Genomic DNA, 14,984 nt, shown 5'->3' with positions numbered 1-14,984 from the left:
AACGAGCTGCGCCCCGGGCGACCGGTTGTTTAGACGCGGGAACCAGGGGCGCAGATCAAGGCAATCTTCGGTGAATTACTTCTCGACGATCGCGAGCACGTCGCGCGCCGAGAGAACGAGGTACTCCTCGCCGTTGTACTTCACCTCGGTGCCGCCGTACTTGCTGTAGAGCACGACGTCGCCGACGTTCACGTCGAGCGGAAGACGGTTGCCGTCCTCGAAGCGGCCCGGGCCCACGGCCAGGACGACGCCCTCCTGGGGCTTCTCCTTGGCAGTGTCCGGAATGACCAGGCCCGAAGCCGTGGTCTGCTCGGCGTCGAGCGGCTGGACCACGATGCGGTCCTCAAGCGGCTTGATGGCAACCTTGGAGCTGGCGGTCGTCACGATCCGACCTCCCCCTTCGGAGATCTCACGGGGTTAACTGTCTGAGGTGGCGACCAGGTGGATCCGTCGTCGCGGGTGCCGGACCTGCCCGTCGCTGTGTTTGGCACTCCCCGGTGGAGAGTGCCAGGGCCGAGACTATGACGCGGTTAGCACTCGGTCAAGCGGAGTGCCAATTGCGTCGCGGCGCGGTGGGGGGCGATACGGGGCCGTCGGTCACTTTGCCCCGGGTGGGGGTACCCCATGCATGCCGCTGGCGCGGCGGGTGGGGTGGGGGTCTGGACCGCGCTTCGCGCGGATACGCATTGGCTTTGTTGTGGGGCGGGGGTGCCCAGGGGGCCATCTCCTCGGCGCCTGGAGTGGCCGTCATGTCTGGACGCAACCATGTAACGGTCGCCTGCGGGGAGTGTCCCCCTGCACACCCCCTCCCGTCGGTGTGGCGTGTGCGGGCCGGTGGGGGGAGGGGGAAAGAAGCCTGGTGCGCGCCCCCCCCATGAGCGGAAGCTCGCCCTTGCGTAGGCGCAGGGCCCGGGCGGCTCCGCGTCGTGCGGAGGGGGCCGCATGGGTCCGGCCGCCAGGGGTCTGTAAAAGACCCCCGCCACGGCGGCGGGAAAGCCGCCCACGGCGCGGGCTCGGGGACACGTAGGGGTCTCCCCGCAGGCGACCGAAGCCCCGGTTGCGTCCATACACTTCGGCCGCTCCAGGCAACGAGGAGAGACCCCTGCGGGGCCCCGAGCCCCCACCCACCGAACCCCAGGCGCAAACCCGCACCCCCACCGGGGCCACACCCACCTCCAGCCGACGCCACAAACCAGGGCACACCCCGCACAATGGCCCCATGCACATACTGGTCGTGGAGGACGAAGAGGGGCTGGCCGACTCCTTGCGTCGGGGGCTGGCGGCCGAGGGGCACTGGGTGGACGTGGCCCGGGACGGGCATCGGGGGCTGGAGCTGGCGCTCTCCGCGGCGTATGACGCGATCGTGCTGGACGTGATGCTGCCGGGGCCCAGCGGGTACGAGATCTGCGGACGGCTGCGGCGCCGCGACGACTGGACGCCCGTACTGATGCTGACCGCCAAGGACGGCGAGTACGACGAGGCCGAGGGGCTGGACGCGGGCGCCGACGACTACCTCACCAAGCCGTTCTCCTTCGTCGTGCTGCTCGCCCGCCTCCGCGCCCTCACCCGGCGCGGCCGCGCCGCCGAGCGCCCCCGTACGCTCCAGTGCGGCGATCTCACCCTGGACGCCGAGGCCCGCCGCTGCCGCCGCGGCGACACCGACATCGAGCTGACGGCCCGCGAACTGGCCGTACTGCGCTGCCTCATGGCGGGCGAAGGCCAGGCGGTCGCCAAGCGCGACATCCTCGACGAGGTGTGGGACTCACCGGCCGACGTGGACCCCAACATCGTCGAGGTGTACGTCTCGTCCCTCCGCAAGAAGGTCGACACCCCGTTCGGCCGCCACTCGATCCGTACGGTGCACGGCACGGGTTACCGAATGGCACCCGGTGAGGACTGAACCCCGCACACAGCACCAGAGCCAGAACCGGACCACCCGGTTCTGGCACCGGCATCCGACTTCCATGCGCGGCCGCACCGCCGCAGCCGCCGCCCTGGCCATGGCGCTCGTGCTGACCGTCGGCGGCGGCTGGCTCTACGCGCTGCTGCGCGCGAACCTGCTGGACAACACCACCAGCCGCACCGAGGTGGCCGCCCGCAAGGTCGCCGCGCAGGCCGACACCGGGGCGCTCCCCGGCGTACTGACGTCGCCGGCCGACGGTGTCGATCTGGTGCTGGTCCTGGACGAGGCGGGCCGGGTCGTCGCCACGAGCCTGCGGTCAGCCGATCCGCTGGCCGCTGAGCTGCGGGACCTGCGCCCGCCGCCGGGCCAGGACTCCGCCGACCGTGTCCTGACCGGCGCCCCGGCCGCGACGGCGGGCGGCTCGCGTGCGGACGTGGTCGTGGTGCGGGCGACGCCGCCGGGCGAGGGCGGCCGGGTGCGGTACGTGTACGCGCTCACCGTGCTCTCGGACGTGGACGACGCCACCCACGCCATCGGCGTCGCCCTGCTCGCCAGCGCCCCGCCACTGATCGCGCTCGCCGCCGCCATCGCCTGGGCGGTGACGGGGCTGGCGCTGCGCCCGGTCACCGCGATCCGCACGGAGCTGGCCGCGGTGAGCGAGAGCGAGTTGGACCGGCGGGTGCCGGATCCGGCGGGCGGTGACGAGATCGCGCTGATGGCCCGTACGGTCAATGCCACGCTGGACCGGCTGGAGCAGGCGGTCACCCGGCAGCGCCAGTTCGTCGCCGACGCGTCGCACGAGCTGCGGAATCCGATCGCGGCCGTGCGTTCCCGGCTGGAGGTCGCGCTGGCCGCCGACCCGCCCGCCGGCGATCTCCGTACCTCCGTACAGGCGGCTCTGCGCGACACCGAGCGTCTCCAGCGGATCGCCGCCGACCTGCTGCTTCTCGCCCGCCTCGACGCGCATGCCCCGCGCGCCGCCGAGCCGGTCGACCTGGCTCTGCTGGCGGCCGAGGAGGCCGCGCGCCGGCCGGCGCGCGGCGGGCCCCGGCTGGTGGTGGTGGCCGACGAGCCCGTGCCCGTACGGGGTGATCCGGCGCAGCTGGAGCGTCTGCTGACCAATCTGGTCGACAACGCGCTGCGCCACGCGGCCTCGGAGGTCCGGGTCGTCGCGCGGGCCCGGGAGGGTGCCGCCGCAGAGAACCAGGCCGTAGAGAACCAGGCCGTCCTCGAAGTGATCGATGACGGCCCCGGCATTCCGCCGCCCGCCCGCGAGCGCGTCTTCGAGCGCTTCGCCCGCCTGGACGCGGCGCGCGACCGCGAGAGCGGCGGTACGGGGCTGGGCCTGGCCATCGCCCGCGGCATCGCCCGTGCGCACGGCGGCGATCTGTCCGTACGCGACCGGGAGGACGGGCGCTCCGGCGCGCGCTTCGTGGCCGTACTCCCCGGGGCGCCCGGACAGTCCGGGGCCCCCGCCCGCTCCTGAACCCGCCTTCAGAACCTTCAGACTTCTTTCAGCCCCGCCCGGCCAGCCTGTTCGGATGAAGCACCGTCGCAGGCCCGCCACCCCGGACGCACCCCGCCCGCAGGGGCGCCGGCACGGGCGCAGACCGCGGCGCCGTGTGCTGCGCAGGCTCGCGCTGTGCGTCTGTGTGCTTCTGCTGTGCACCGCCGGTGCGGGCTGGTACTTCTACCGGGACCTGGCCGGGCAGATCGGCTCGTCGCGGGCGCTCGGCGACGGCGCGCCGAAGTCGTCCGGCGGGGCGACCAACATCCTGCTCATGGGGCTGGACAGCCGTAAGGACCGCAACGGCGATGCTCTGCCGAAGGACGTACTGGCGAAGCTGCACGCGGGCGCCTCGTCCGAGATCGGCGGCTACAACACGAACACGCTGATCCTGCTGCACGTGCCCGCCGACGGCGGCCGGGCCACCGCGTTCTCCATTCCGCGCGATGACCTCGTGGACATCCCAGGACACGGCAAAGACAAGATCAAGAAGGCGTACGGGCTGGCCAAGGCCGCAGCGGAGGACCGGCTCGCGCGCCAGGGCGTCACCGACCACGACCGGCTGGAGCACGAGGGGCGGGAGGCGGGCCGCCGCGCCGAGATCGAGACGGTGCGCACCTTCCTGGGCGTGCCGGTCGACCACTTCGCGGAAGTCAATCTGGTGGGCTTTCTGCACATCGCGGACGCGCTCGACGGTGTGCCGGTGTGCCTGAAGCATCCGGTCAAGGACCGGTACTCGGGCGCCGACTTCCCGGCCGGGCGGCAGACCCTCGACGGGCCGCAGTCGCTGGCGTTCGTACGGCAGCGGCACGGCCTGCCCGCGGGCGACCTGGACCGTACGCGCCGCCAGCAGGCGTTCCTCGCCTCCGCCACGCACAAGCTGAACTCGGCGGGCACCTTCACCGACCCGCTGCGGCTGCTGAAGCTGATGGACGTCGCCAAGCAGGACCTGGTGATCGACGATGGCTGGGACCTGCTGTCGTTCGTCGAGCAGGCCAAGAACCTTTCGGGCGGTAACGTACGATTCTCCACGCTGCCCGTCGAGGGCTTCGCCAAGCACCGCGGCGAGGACGTGAACCTGGTCGACCCGGAGAAGATCCGGCGACTGGTCGCCCGGGAGACCGGGGCGGCGAACGGCGGCAGTGCCGCGCCCGGCGCCTCGGCCGGGTCCGGTGACACCTCCGGCACCTCCTCGGCCGCACCCCGTTCACCTGCGGGAACCCTGCAACCGTCACCCTCGTCTTCCCCATCGGCGGTGGAGTCCGGTTCCGGGGCGGGAGGTTCCGGGCAGACGGCTCCCATGATCGATGGCGGAGGCATCCCGTGCGTGGACTGACGAGCTCGCTCCGGCCCCAGGAGGGCCCGGAGAGCGACGCCGAGCGCACGATGACGTTCGCCGCCCTGGCCCAGGCCCCCAACCGGCGGCGTACGGAGATGTGGCTGCTGGCCTTCGCCGTGCTGATCACGGTCTTCGGCTACACGTACACCGGCCTGTCGATGACCGGCAAGCTGCCCGACGGGCTGCCCGGCTTCGCCGCCGCCATGTTCTTCATGGCGCTCGTCCCGCACCTGGTCGTCCGCCGCTTCGCGCCGCGCGCCGACCCGCTGATCCTGCCGCTCGCCACGCTGCTGTCCGGCATCGGCCTGGTGCTGCTGAACCGCCTCGACATCACGTACGTGGCGAAACCGAGCCTGCACATGGCCCCGGCGGCGGGCGGGCAGCTGGTGTGGACGGTGATCGGGGTGGCGGTGTGCACGGGCACGCTGATGCTGCTGCGCGACCACCGCTTCCTCCAGCGCTACATCTATCTGACGATGGCCGTCGCGCTGGTGCTGCTGATGGCACCGGCGTTCTTCAGCGCGGACACCTACGGCGCCAAGCGCTGGATCTTCATCGGGCCACTGTCGCTGCAGCCCGGCGAGTTCGTGAAGATCATGATCGCGGTGTTCTTCGCGGGCTATCTGACCCTGAACCGCGACGCGCTCGCGCTCACCGGGCGCCGGGTGATGGGCGTCCAGCTGCCGCCCGGCCGCCAGCTCGGACCGATCTTCACGATATGGATCATCAGCCTGCTGGTGCTGGTCTTCGAGCGTGACCTCGGTACGTCGCTGATCTTCTTCGGCCTCTTCGTGATCACGCTCTACATGGCCACCGAACGCACCAGCTGGGTGCTCTGCGGCCTGGCCATGGCCGTGGTCGGCGCCGCCGTCGTCGGCACGACCGAGCCGCACGTCAAAGGCCGGGTCATGGCCTGGCTGCACCCCATGGACATCTTCCTGCCCGAGAAGGAGCGGCCGCCGGGCCTGATATCCGACCAGGCCGCGCAGGCGCTCTTCGGCTTCGGCAGCGGCGGCATCAGCGGTACGGGCCTGGGCCAGGGCCACCCCGAACTGATCGGCTTCGCGGGCAACAGCGACTTCATCCTCACCACCGTCGGCGAGGAACTGGGCCTGGCCGGCGTGATGGCCGTACTGCTCCTGTACGTCCTGCTCGCGCAACGCGGCCTGCGGGTGGGGCTCACCGCCCGCGACCCCTTCGGCAAGCTGCTTGCGGTGGGCCTGGCCAGTGCGCTGCTGCTCCAGGTCTTCGTCGTGTCCGGCGGCGTCACCGGGCTGATACCCCTCACCGGCAAGGCGCTGCCGTTCCTGGCCAAGGGCGGGTCCTCGCTCGTCGCGAACTGGGTGATGGTGGCGCTGCTCATCCGTATCAGCGACAGCGCGCAGCGGCGGCGCGAGCCGGTGGGGCCGCCGGGCGGGCGGGGCGGCACGCGGCGGCGCGCGCGGGCCGCCGACCCCGACGAGACACAGGCCACGCCGCGAGTGGTGGCGGCGCTGCCGGGCCCGGCCGTGCAGGGAGGCGGCGGCCATGGGCGCCGCGCCCGCCGACGCGGCTAGAGCGCGCTGCGGGGCCGCCCGAACCGCCCCGCCTCTCCCCCACCCGGCTCCTGGCCCACAATGGACCGGGTGAACCAGGCGAACGACCTCGACTCCTTCTCAGCGCTGCACACGCCCGAAGGGCAGGCGCTACTGGCCGAGCTGCGCGATCACGACCCGGCCGACGAGCTGGCGACCGCCACCCGGCTACGGCGCGACCACCCGGCGTCGCTGGTCTCCGCCGCGCTGGGCCAGGCGCGGCTGCGCCAGCGCGCGGCCGCCAAGTTCGGGACGGACGCCGCGCGCATGTACTTCACGCCCAACGGCGTCGAACAGTCCACGCGCAGTACGGTCGCCGCCCACCGCGCCACCCGCCTCGCCGCCCTCGGCGTCCGCTCCCTCGCCGACCTGTGCTCCGGCATCGGCGGCGACGCGATCGCGCTGGCGCGCGCCGGCATCCACGTCCTGGCCGTCGACCGCGACCCGCTGACCTGCGCGGCGGCCCGCGCCAACGCGGAGGCGCTGGGGCTGGCCGACCGGATCGAGGTGCGCTGCGCCGATGTCACCGAGGTGGACACCTCGGCGTACGACGCGGTGTTCGTCGACCCGGCGCGGCGGGGCGGGCGCGGCGGCCGGATCTTCGACCCCGAGGCGTACTCGCCGCCGCTGTCCTGGGCCGTACAGGCCGCCCGTACGGCGCCGCACGCCGCCCTGAAGATCGCGCCGGGCATCCCGCACGAGATCGTCCCCGACGAGGCGGAGGCCGAGTGGATCTCCGACGGCGGCGACGTGAAGGAAGCCGTCCTGTGGTTCGGCACCGCGCCGGGCGCCCGCCGCGCAACCCTCCTGCCCGCCGGTGACTTCCTGCTCGGCACCGGCCTGCCCGACCCCGAGCCGGGCCCGGTCGGGCGCTGGCTGTACGAACCGGACGGCGCGGTCATCCGCGCGCACCTGGTCGCGGAGGTCGCCCAGCAGGTGGACGGCCGCCTGATCGACCCGACCATCGCCTACGTGACGGCCGACGAGCACCGCCCGACCCCGTACGCCACGGCCTACGAGATCACCGACACGCTGCCCTTCAACGTCAAGAAGCTGAAGGCACTGCTGCGCGAGCGCGGCGTCGGGATCGCCGTGATCAAGAAGCGGGGTTCGGCCGTCGAACCCGACGACCTGCGCAAAAAGCTCAAGCTCTCCGGACCGAACTCCTGCGTGGTGTTCCTGACACGGGTGGCCGGCGCGCCCACGATGCTGCTGGGCCGCGAGGCACCGGCCTCCTGAGGGCGCCTAGGCCCGGTCCGTCAGCTCCTCCGCGTACACCTGCGAGAGGGGCTGCGGGCCGACGTACTGCTGGCAGGTGCACTGCCCCGGCTCGTACGCGACCGGCTTCTTCTCCGCGTCCCAGGCCGTCGGCACCTGGACCGCCTCATGGCACCTGCCCTGCTTGTCGTGCTTGGCGAGATGATGCGTACACCCGCACACCGGCTCCGGCGACCGCTGCGCCGCCTCCAGCTCCAGCCGCTCCCGCCGCACCAGCTCCAGCCGCTCCATCTTCCGCTTGTGCCGCGTCCGCATCGCCTTCCGCCCGGTCTCGGCCACCGTGGCGAAACCCCCCGCCATAAAGAACGCGAACACCCACCAGATCCAGTTCACGGCCTGCCGCCTCCCCGTATGTCTGCATTTCGGCTTGGCCAGGGTATGACGTGGTGTCACGCAGGGGCAGGGCAGGTTTGCACGGCGGCGCCCTTCGGAGGCCGGGGTGCCGTGATCACGGCGCTTCGCGGTGCGCCACGGCAGCATGCGCGGCATCCAGGATGCGGCCGAGTCCGGCCACCGCGCCGCGGACCACATCGGGGTCGGCGGAGGCCACGGCCAGGTCCTCCAGTTCCCGGAACCGGGCGGCGGTCACGGGATCACGTTGGATGTGTACGTGGACGGCCCACTGTGCCGCGAAGCGCCGCAACGAAAGGAAGCCTTCGCCCTGAAGGGCCTCGTCGGCGGCCCGGGACAGCTCACAGGTGAAGGCGGGCAGAGCGGCGGGCGTGGCCTGCGCCACGGCGTCGTACAACAGCGTGATCGAGGCCACCCGCCCTCTCCCCCTACGCGAACAAGCTACGAGTACAGGTTGTCCTTGCTCAGCTCATGGAAGTGATCGTGACTGTGGCTGTGGCCATGCCCGTGCCCATCCTCATGACCATGCCCCGTCCCCGGCACATGCGGCTCCGTGACCGGCAGCGACGAGTCGGCCGGGAGGTCCCAGGAGGATGCCGGGCGGTTGCGGGCGACCATTTCGGCGCCGAGGGCGGCGACCATGGCGCCGTTGTCGGTGCAGAGTTTGGGGCGGGGGACGCGGAGGGTGATGCCGGCGGCCTCGCAGCGGTGCTGGGCCAGTGCGCGGAGGCGGGAGTTGGCCGCTACGCCGCCGCCGATCATCAGGTGGTCGACGCCGTTGTCCTTGCAGGCGCGTACCGCCTTGCGGGTCAGTACGTCGACGACCGCCTCCTGGAAGGACGCGGCGACGTCCGCGACCGGGACCTCCTCGCCCGCCGCGCGCTTGGCCTCGATCCAGCGGGCGACGGCGGTCTTCAGGCCGGAGAAGGAGAAGTCGTAGATCGGGTCGCGGGAGCCGGTCAGGCCGCGCGGGAAGCGGATCGCATCCGGGTCGCCCTCGCGGGCGTAGCGGTCGATGACCGGGCCGCCCGGGAAGCCGAGGTTCAGGACGCGCGCGACCTTGTCGAACGCCTCGCCCGCCGCGTCGTCGATGGTCGAGCCGAGGGGGCGCACGTCGGAGGTGATGTCGGGCGCGAGGAGGAGGGAGGAGTGGCCGCCGGAGACCAGCAGGGCCATCGTCGGCTCGGGCAGGGCGCCGTGTTCGAGCTGGTCGACGCAGATGTGCGAGGCGAGGTGGTTGACGCCGTACAGCGGCTTGCCGAGCGCGTAGGCGTACGCCTTGGCCGCCGAGACGCCGACGAGGAGGGCGCCGGCCAGGCCGGGTCCTGCCGTGACGGCGATCCCGTCGAGGTCGGACGCGGCGACCCCGGCCTCCTTCAGGGCGCGCTGGATGGTGGGGACCATCGCTTCCAGGTGCGCGCGCGAGGCCACTTCCGGTACGACGCCGCCGAAGCGCGCGTGCTCGTCGACGCTGGAGGCGACGGCGTCCGCGAGGAGGGTGTGCCCGCGCACGATGCCGACGCCGGTTTCGTCGCAGGAGGTCTCGATGCCGAGGACGAGCGGTTCGTCAGCCATGGGTGGGGGTTCCTTGCGCGGTGGGAGGTTCGGGAGACGGGGAGGCGGCGGCCGGGGCCCCGGCCCCGGAATCGGCCGGAGATTCGGAGGGGGACTGGGTGGTACGGCGCATGACCAGGGCGTCCACGTTGCCGGGCTGGTAGTAGCCGCGCCGGAAGCCGATCGGCTCGAAGCCGAAGCGCTCGTACAGCCGCTGCGCCCGCGTGTTGTCGACGCGTACTTCGAGCAGCACCTCGGCGCATTCGAAGGCGGTCGCGGCGGACAGCAGCTCGGTCAGCAGCCGGGAGCCGAGGCCGGTGCCCCACTGGTCGCGGGCGGTGGCGATGGTCTGGATGTCGCCGGTGCCGTCGACGGCGGCCAGGCCGCCGTAGCCGACCAGGCGGCCGTCGAGTTCGGCGACGACGTAGCGACGGTTGGCGGCCGGTCCGCGCGCGTGCGCCAGCTCGGACCAGAACATGCCCGCCGACCAGGCGTCCTCGGGGAACAGCTCGCGTTCGAGTTCCAGTACGGGGGCGATGTCCCACCAGCGCATCTCACGGAGTGCGGCGCCGTCCCGCGCGCCCTCTCCGGCAGCCACCCGCGCGGTCACTTCGGCGTGACCACCTTGTAGTTGGCGGGCACCTGCGCGTCCGGGCGGCGCAGGTACAGCGGCTGCGGCGGCAGCATGTCCTCGCCGCGCGCGAGCTTCTCGGCGGCGAGCGAGGCGAGCGCGCCCGCGGACTGATGCTCGGGGGCGCCGTTCCGTACGCCGGTGAAGGTGTCGGCGTACAGCACCGCGCCCGCGCCCACCGCCGGCACCCCGCCGACCTGGTCCGCGATGTCCGCGGGGCGGTCCACGGCGGGCTCGGTGAGCCGCGTGCGGGCGTCGGCGTAGCGCGCCCAGTAGACCTCCTTGCGGCGCGCGTCGGTGGCCACCACGAAGGGCTCGTCGAGCCCGGCGGCGTACGCGATGCCGTCCAGCGTGCACAGGCCGTGGACCGGCACGTCGAGGGCGGCCGCGAAGGTCGCCGCGGTGACGAGCCCGACCCGCAGCCCGGTGTACGGGCCGGGGCCGACGCCGACCACGATGTCGCTGACCGCGTCGAGTTTCACGCCCGCCTCGGCGAGCGCCCGGTCGACGGCGGGCAGCAGCAGTTCGCCGTGCCGGCGCGCGTCCACCTGACGCTCCTCGGCGAGTACGCGGGAGCCGTCGTGGACCGCGACGGTGACGGCGGGGGTTGCGGTGTCCAGAGCAAGCAGCAGCACGCCTTCAAGACTACGGCGCGGCCGGGGGTGCCTTGCCGGGTGCTACCGTCACCCGTAGTCACGCGCGTACGAAAGGTGGCACGGCGGTGTCCGGTAAGAGCAGCATGATCGTCACCGCTTTGACCGCGGCCGCGCTCGCCGCCGTCGGCTTCCTGGCCTATCAGGCGTCCGCCTCGGCCCCGGACCACACCACCGCGGGCAAGCACCCGTCGGCCTCCGCGAGCCCGTCCCCCGGCAAGGGCAAGGACGGCGCGGACCAGCAGAAGACCGAGGTCCCGGTCCCGCCGAACTCGGGCGAGGGCGAGCGGGTCGTCTACTCGCTGGGCGCGAAGCGGGTGTGGCTGGTCACGGCGGACGGCAAGATCAAGCGGACGTTCGAGGTCACGCCGAGCGCGGTGTCCCCGGCGCCGGGCACGTACAAGGTCACCGGCCGGTCGCTGAAGATCCCCGGCTCGGACGGCGTGCCGATCGAGCACGTGGTGCGCTTCGCGGTCGTCGACAACGTGGTGATCGGCTTCAGCTCGGCGGTCGACGGCTCCATGCCGACCCCGAACGCGAAGAAGAAGACCGGCGGCATCCGGGAGACCCGCGAGGACGGCACGGCGATGTGGGACTTCGCGCTGGGAGGGACGAAGATCGTCGTCGTTTCCTGAGGGCGGGGGTCGTTTCCCGAGGGGCGGCGTGTGTGTCCCTGAGGGGCGACGTCTGAAGCCGTAGGGGCGGCGCCCTTACGCCGCGTCCCGCCTCCCGGCCTCCTGCGGACCGATGACCCGCGGCCCACCCGCTTCCGCGGCCTCCGCGTCCTCCTCCGCACGCGACGGCGGCTCCGGCGGCGTCGACACCGCGCTGGCCGCGGCGCACGCCGCCAGCAGTTCGTTCATGGTCGGGGTCGGCTCGGTCGCGCCGCTGCGGACCCCTGGGGTGACGGGCTGGTGGGCCGACATGGATGCCTCCCGTGGCTCCTGGGCGGGCAAGCGGGCGTAGTTAGGCAGACCTAACCGGCTCTCTCTTCACCCATGTGACCACGTTCGGCGCCGCGCGCGCAACATCTTCCCGACGGCTTGTCGGAAACTACGGTACGACCGGAGCCCGCTCCCCCGCCCGGCGCGGCCCCTGCCCGCCTACTCCCCGGCCAGCACCGTCAGGTCCACGTCCGCCCAGCGGGCGCCGACACCGCGTACGGTGACCTCGCGCACGTCGTCCTCGTCCGTGACCACGTCGGAGTGCGCGCCGCCCGGCAGGCCCGGCGCGTCCGCGCCGACCGTGCGCTCGATGACCAGGTGCAGCCGGTCCTCGGACAGTTCCTCGACCTTGTCCTCGCCCCACTCCACGACGACCACCGACTCCGGCAGCGACACGTCGAGGTCCAGGTCCTCCATCTCGTCCAGCCCGCCGCCGAGCCGGTACGCGTCCACGTGCACCAGGGCCGGGCCCTGGGCCAGCGGCGGGTGCACCCGGGCGATCACGAACGTCGGCGAGGTGACCGCGCCGCGCACGCCCAGGCCCTCGCCCAGGCCGCGGGTCAGCGTCGTCTTTCCCGCTCCCAGCTCCCCGGTCAGCATCACCAGGTCACCCGGCCGCAGCAGCCCGGCCAGCCTGCGGCCCAACTCCTGCATGCGGGTGGGCGACTTGACGGTTACGTGCACGGTCGTCTCGGTGGCGCTCATGCGCCGATGGTACGGCGCACACAACCGGCATTCCGAACCCGGCGCCCGCGACCCGTCCGCGGCGGACGGGCGCCGGAACGCCGCCCTAGGCCCGCGCCGACCGCGCCGCCGCAGCAGCCGCCGCGGCCCGTTCGATCAGCGTCTCCAGGTGGCCGGTGACCACCTCGGGGCGCTCCAGCATCACCAGGTGGCCCGCGCCCGGCTCGCACACCGACTCGGCGCCCGGCAGCAGCTCGGCGATGGTGTCGCTGTGGTCGGAGGGGGTGATCAGGTCCCGGTCGCCGGCCAGCACCAGGGCCGGTACGGCGTCGAAATTGGCCAGTGCCTCGGTCTTGTCGTGCACCGCGAAGGCCGGGAAGAACTCGGCGACGACGTCGATCGGCGTCGCCTCGATCATCCGCTCGGCGAACCGGGCCACCCCCGGGTCCACCTCTTTCGGCGTACCGAAGGAGTAGCGCTTGACGAGCCCGGCGAAGAGGTCGGCGGTCGCCCGGCGGCCCTTCTCGACCAGTTCGCTCTGCGAGCCGAGCGCCTTCAGGACGCCCGGCGCCAGCTTGTGGAACGCCTTGACGCCCAGCGACGGCAGCCCGAAGGCGACCTCGCTGAGCCGGCCCGCCGAGGTGCCGATCAGGGCGACGCCGGCCACCCGCTCCGCGACGAAGTCCGGATACTGGTCGGCCAGCGCCATCACGGTCATGCCGCCCATGGAGTGCCCGACCAGCACGATCGGCCCCTCCGGCACGGTGGTGTCCAGCACCGCCTTCAGGTCCCGGCCGAGCAGGTCGATGGTGACCCGCTCGGTGCCGTCGCGCTGGGACCTGCCGCGCTCCGAGCGGCCGTGGCTGCGCTGGTCCCAGTGGACCGTGCGCACCGCGCCGCGCAGGGCCGCGCGCTGGAAGTGCCAGGAGTCCTGGTTGAGGCAGTAGCCGTGGCAGAAGACGACCGTGGGCGCCTCGGCGCGGCGCCCGAGCAGCTTCAGCAGCCGCTTGCGGCGCGCGCTGCCGGTGCCGCCGCCCTTGGTGTTCTTGCCGTCGCCCGGCTCGTCGATCTCGTAGTGCAGCTCCGTGCCGTCCTCGGCCACGGCCGTGCCCGGCGTGCCGCGCAGCGTGCCGTACGGGCCCGCCGCGTCCAGCGCGAGCCGCGCCTTGCGCCGCATGCCCCGGCCGACCGTCAGCCGCTCTATGGCCACGCCCGCCGCGGCGCCCGCCGCCACCACGCCGATCGCCGCTCCGGCGATGCCCGCGTGGCGCCCGGCCCGTGTCCAGCCGCCGACCGCCGTGGCCGCCCCGGCCGCCGCCTGCGCCGCGTCGATCGCGGTGTCGGCGGCCGCCCCCGTCCTGTCGCTCATGTCCCGCTCCCCGTGTCCGCGCGCTCATCAACATAGACGCGTGGCACCCGGGTACCGATCCGCGTGACGATTTCGTACCCGATGGTGCCCGTCGCACGCGCCCAGTCCTCGGCGGTCGGCTCGCCCCGGTTCCCCGGGCCGAACAGCACAGCCACGTCTCCCACCTGGGCCGGGTCCCCGCCAAGATCGACCACAAACTGGTCCATCGCGATCCGTCCGGCGACCGTCCGCCATTTGCCCGCGACCAGCACCGGTCCGCTGCCCGACGCATGCCGGGGGATGCCGTCGGCGTAGCCGAGCGGGACGAGGGCGAGGGTGGTCTCGCCGGACGTCGTGTACTGGTGCCCGTACGAGACACCGTGGCCGCCGGGTACCCGCTTCACCGACGCCAAAGACGCCTCCAGCGTCATCACCGGCCGCAGTCCGAAGTCCTCCGGCACGCCCATCTCGGGGCTGGGCGAGAGGCCGTAGACACCGATTCCGGCGCGCACCAGGTCGAAGTGGGCCCGGGGCAGGCTGAGCAGCGCCGGGGTGTTGGCGTGGTGCCGTACCTCGGGGTCCAGTCCGGCCTTGCGGACCACCGCGTCGGCCTCGGCGAAGGCCGCGAGCTGGGCGTCGATGGAGGGGTGGCCCGGCTCGTCGGCGCAGGCGAAGTGCGACCAGACGCCGGTGACGCGGATCGCGCCCTCGGCCTCGGCGGCGCGCGCGGCGGCGACCAGTTCGGCCCAGTCGGCGGGCTGGCAGCCGTTGCGCCCCAGCCCGGTGTCGACCTTCAGCTGTACGCGGGCGGTACGGCCGCACGCCCGCGCCGCGTCCATGACCTCGCGCAGCGCCCACGTCCCGCTGACGGACACGTCGATGTCCTGCTCGACGGCCTGCCGCCAGGGCCCGCCGGGCGTCCACAGCCAGCACATCAGGCGGCCGGTGTCGCCCGCCTCCCGCAGCGCGAACGCCTCCTCCGGCAGGGCCGTGCCCAGCCATGTCGCCCCGGCCTCCCGCGCGGCACGGGCGCACCGGACGGCGCCGTGGCCGTACCCGTCCGACTTCACCACGGCCATCAGCTCGGCCCGCGGCGCGCGGGCCCGCAGCGCCCGCACATTGGAGCGCACCGCGGCGAGGTCGATGGCCGCACGGGCACGCATGGCTGTGTGGTTCATCCACCCAGTGTCTCAGGACGGCGGTTGGGGCCTGGAGAGG

Annotated in this window: 16 protein-coding genes; 7 read left to right on the top strand and 9 right to left on the bottom strand. The window is 73.1% G+C overall.

The annotated features are described in order from the left end of the window. Positions 1 to 75: 75 nt before the first annotated feature. Positions 76 to 384, bottom strand: a complete 309-nt coding sequence (gene groES, locus CP984_RS22480; protein ID WP_003984505.1) for a co-chaperone GroES — start codon at positions 382 to 384, stop codon at positions 76 to 78. Positions 385 to 1,219: 835 nt separating this feature from the next. Between groES and CP984_RS22475 the strand changes: the two genes are divergently transcribed. From CP984_RS22475 to CP984_RS22455, 5 genes are all read left to right on the top strand, one after another. Then, positions 1,220 to 1,900, top strand: a complete 681-nt coding sequence (locus tag CP984_RS22475) for a response regulator transcription factor (RefSeq protein ID WP_003987196.1) — start codon at positions 1,220 to 1,222, stop codon at positions 1,898 to 1,900. Positions 1,901 to 1,964: 64 nt separating this feature from the next. Beyond that, positions 1,965 to 3,389 (top strand): sensor histidine kinase, encoded by a 1,425-nt coding sequence (locus CP984_RS22470; protein WP_003987198.1) that lies wholly within the window; start codon positions 1,965 to 1,967, stop codon positions 3,387 to 3,389. Positions 3,390 to 3,444: 55 nt separating this feature from the next. Then, a complete protein-coding gene (locus tag CP984_RS22465; protein WP_043979853.1) occupies positions 3,445 to 4,746 on the top strand; it encodes an LCP family protein in 1,302 nt (433 codons plus the stop codon). Positions 4,747 to 4,796: 50 nt separating this feature from the next. Next, a complete protein-coding gene (locus CP984_RS22460; RefSeq protein WP_078587101.1) occupies positions 4,797 to 6,305 on the top strand; it encodes an FtsW/RodA/SpoVE family cell cycle protein in 1,509 nt (502 codons plus the stop codon). A 60-nt stretch (positions 6,306 to 6,365) separates the two neighbouring features. Continuing rightward, a complete protein-coding gene (locus CP984_RS22455) occupies positions 6,366 to 7,562 on the top strand; it encodes a class I SAM-dependent methyltransferase (RefSeq protein ID WP_003986936.1) in 1,197 nt (398 codons plus the stop codon). A gap of 6 nt (positions 7,563 to 7,568) precedes the next feature. Here CP984_RS22455 and CP984_RS22450 read toward each other — a convergent pair whose 3' ends face one another. The 5 genes from CP984_RS22450 to tsaB form a co-directional block, all read right to left on the bottom strand. Beyond that, entirely contained in the window at positions 7,569 to 7,934 is a 366-nt protein-coding gene (locus CP984_RS22450; protein ID WP_003986935.1) for a hypothetical protein, read from the bottom strand. Between the two features lie 115 nt (positions 7,935 to 8,049). Beyond that, on the bottom strand, positions 8,050 to 8,367 hold the full coding sequence (locus tag CP984_RS22445; protein WP_003986934.1) for a hypothetical protein: 318 nt from the start codon (positions 8,365 to 8,367) through the stop codon (positions 8,050 to 8,052). Between the two features lie 26 nt (positions 8,368 to 8,393). After that, the gene (gene tsaD, locus CP984_RS22440) at positions 8,394 to 9,527 is read right to left on the bottom strand and encodes a tRNA (adenosine(37)-N6)-threonylcarbamoyltransferase complex transferase subunit TsaD (protein WP_003986933.1); all 1,134 of its coding nucleotides are present in this window, start codon (positions 9,525 to 9,527) and stop codon (positions 8,394 to 8,396) included. After that, the gene (rimI, locus tag CP984_RS22435; protein WP_043979867.1) at positions 9,520 to 10,059 is read right to left on the bottom strand and encodes a ribosomal protein S18-alanine N-acetyltransferase; all 540 of its coding nucleotides are present in this window, start codon (positions 10,057 to 10,059) and stop codon (positions 9,520 to 9,522) included. Before rimI ends, tsaD begins: the two co-directional genes overlap by 8 nt. Before the next feature lie 53 nt (positions 10,060 to 10,112). Continuing rightward, on the bottom strand, positions 10,113 to 10,772 hold the full coding sequence (gene tsaB, locus CP984_RS22430) for a tRNA (adenosine(37)-N6)-threonylcarbamoyltransferase complex dimerization subunit type 1 TsaB (protein ID WP_003986931.1): 660 nt from the start codon (positions 10,770 to 10,772) through the stop codon (positions 10,113 to 10,115). An 86-nt stretch (positions 10,773 to 10,858) separates the two neighbouring features. Between tsaB and CP984_RS22425 the strand changes: the two genes are divergently transcribed. Both CP984_RS22425 and CP984_RS41365 read left to right on the top strand, forming a co-directional pair. Beyond that, positions 10,859 to 11,425 carry a hypothetical protein gene (locus CP984_RS22425; RefSeq protein WP_003986930.1) on the top strand — a complete coding sequence of 189 codons (567 nt, stop codon included), beginning with the start codon at positions 10,859 to 10,861 and terminating at the stop codon, positions 11,423 to 11,425. Between the two features lie 112 nt (positions 11,426 to 11,537). Continuing rightward, complete coding sequence (locus CP984_RS41365; RefSeq protein WP_156100295.1) at positions 11,538 to 11,756, top strand: hypothetical protein; 219 nt, start codon at positions 11,538 to 11,540, stop codon at positions 11,754 to 11,756. Between the two features lie 137 nt (positions 11,757 to 11,893). On the opposite strand, the gene tsaE is transcribed toward CP984_RS41365, so the two are convergent. The 3 genes from tsaE to alr form a co-directional block, all read right to left on the bottom strand. Next, a complete protein-coding gene (gene tsaE / locus CP984_RS22415) occupies positions 11,894 to 12,439 on the bottom strand; it encodes a tRNA (adenosine(37)-N6)-threonylcarbamoyltransferase complex ATPase subunit type 1 TsaE (RefSeq protein ID WP_003986928.1) in 546 nt (181 codons plus the stop codon). Positions 12,440 to 12,524: 85 nt separating this feature from the next. Next, complete coding sequence (locus CP984_RS22410) at positions 12,525 to 13,787, bottom strand: alpha/beta fold hydrolase (protein WP_030182565.1); 1,263 nt, start codon at positions 13,785 to 13,787, stop codon at positions 12,525 to 12,527. Then, positions 13,784 to 14,944: an alanine racemase gene (gene alr, locus CP984_RS22405; protein WP_030182563.1), complete on the bottom strand. Its 1,161-nt coding sequence runs from the start codon at positions 14,942 to 14,944 to the stop codon at positions 13,784 to 13,786. The genes CP984_RS22410 and alr overlap by 4 nt, the downstream gene beginning before the upstream one ends. Positions 14,945 to 14,984: the final 40 nt, after the last annotated feature.

This window comes from Streptomyces rimosus (assembly GCF_008704655.1).
In the GTDB taxonomy this organism is placed as follows: domain Bacteria; phylum Actinomycetota; class Actinomycetes; order Streptomycetales; family Streptomycetaceae; genus Streptomyces; species Streptomyces rimosus.
Note: the sequence above shows the minus strand (reverse complement) of the source record. Positions and strands in the feature narration are given on the sequence as shown.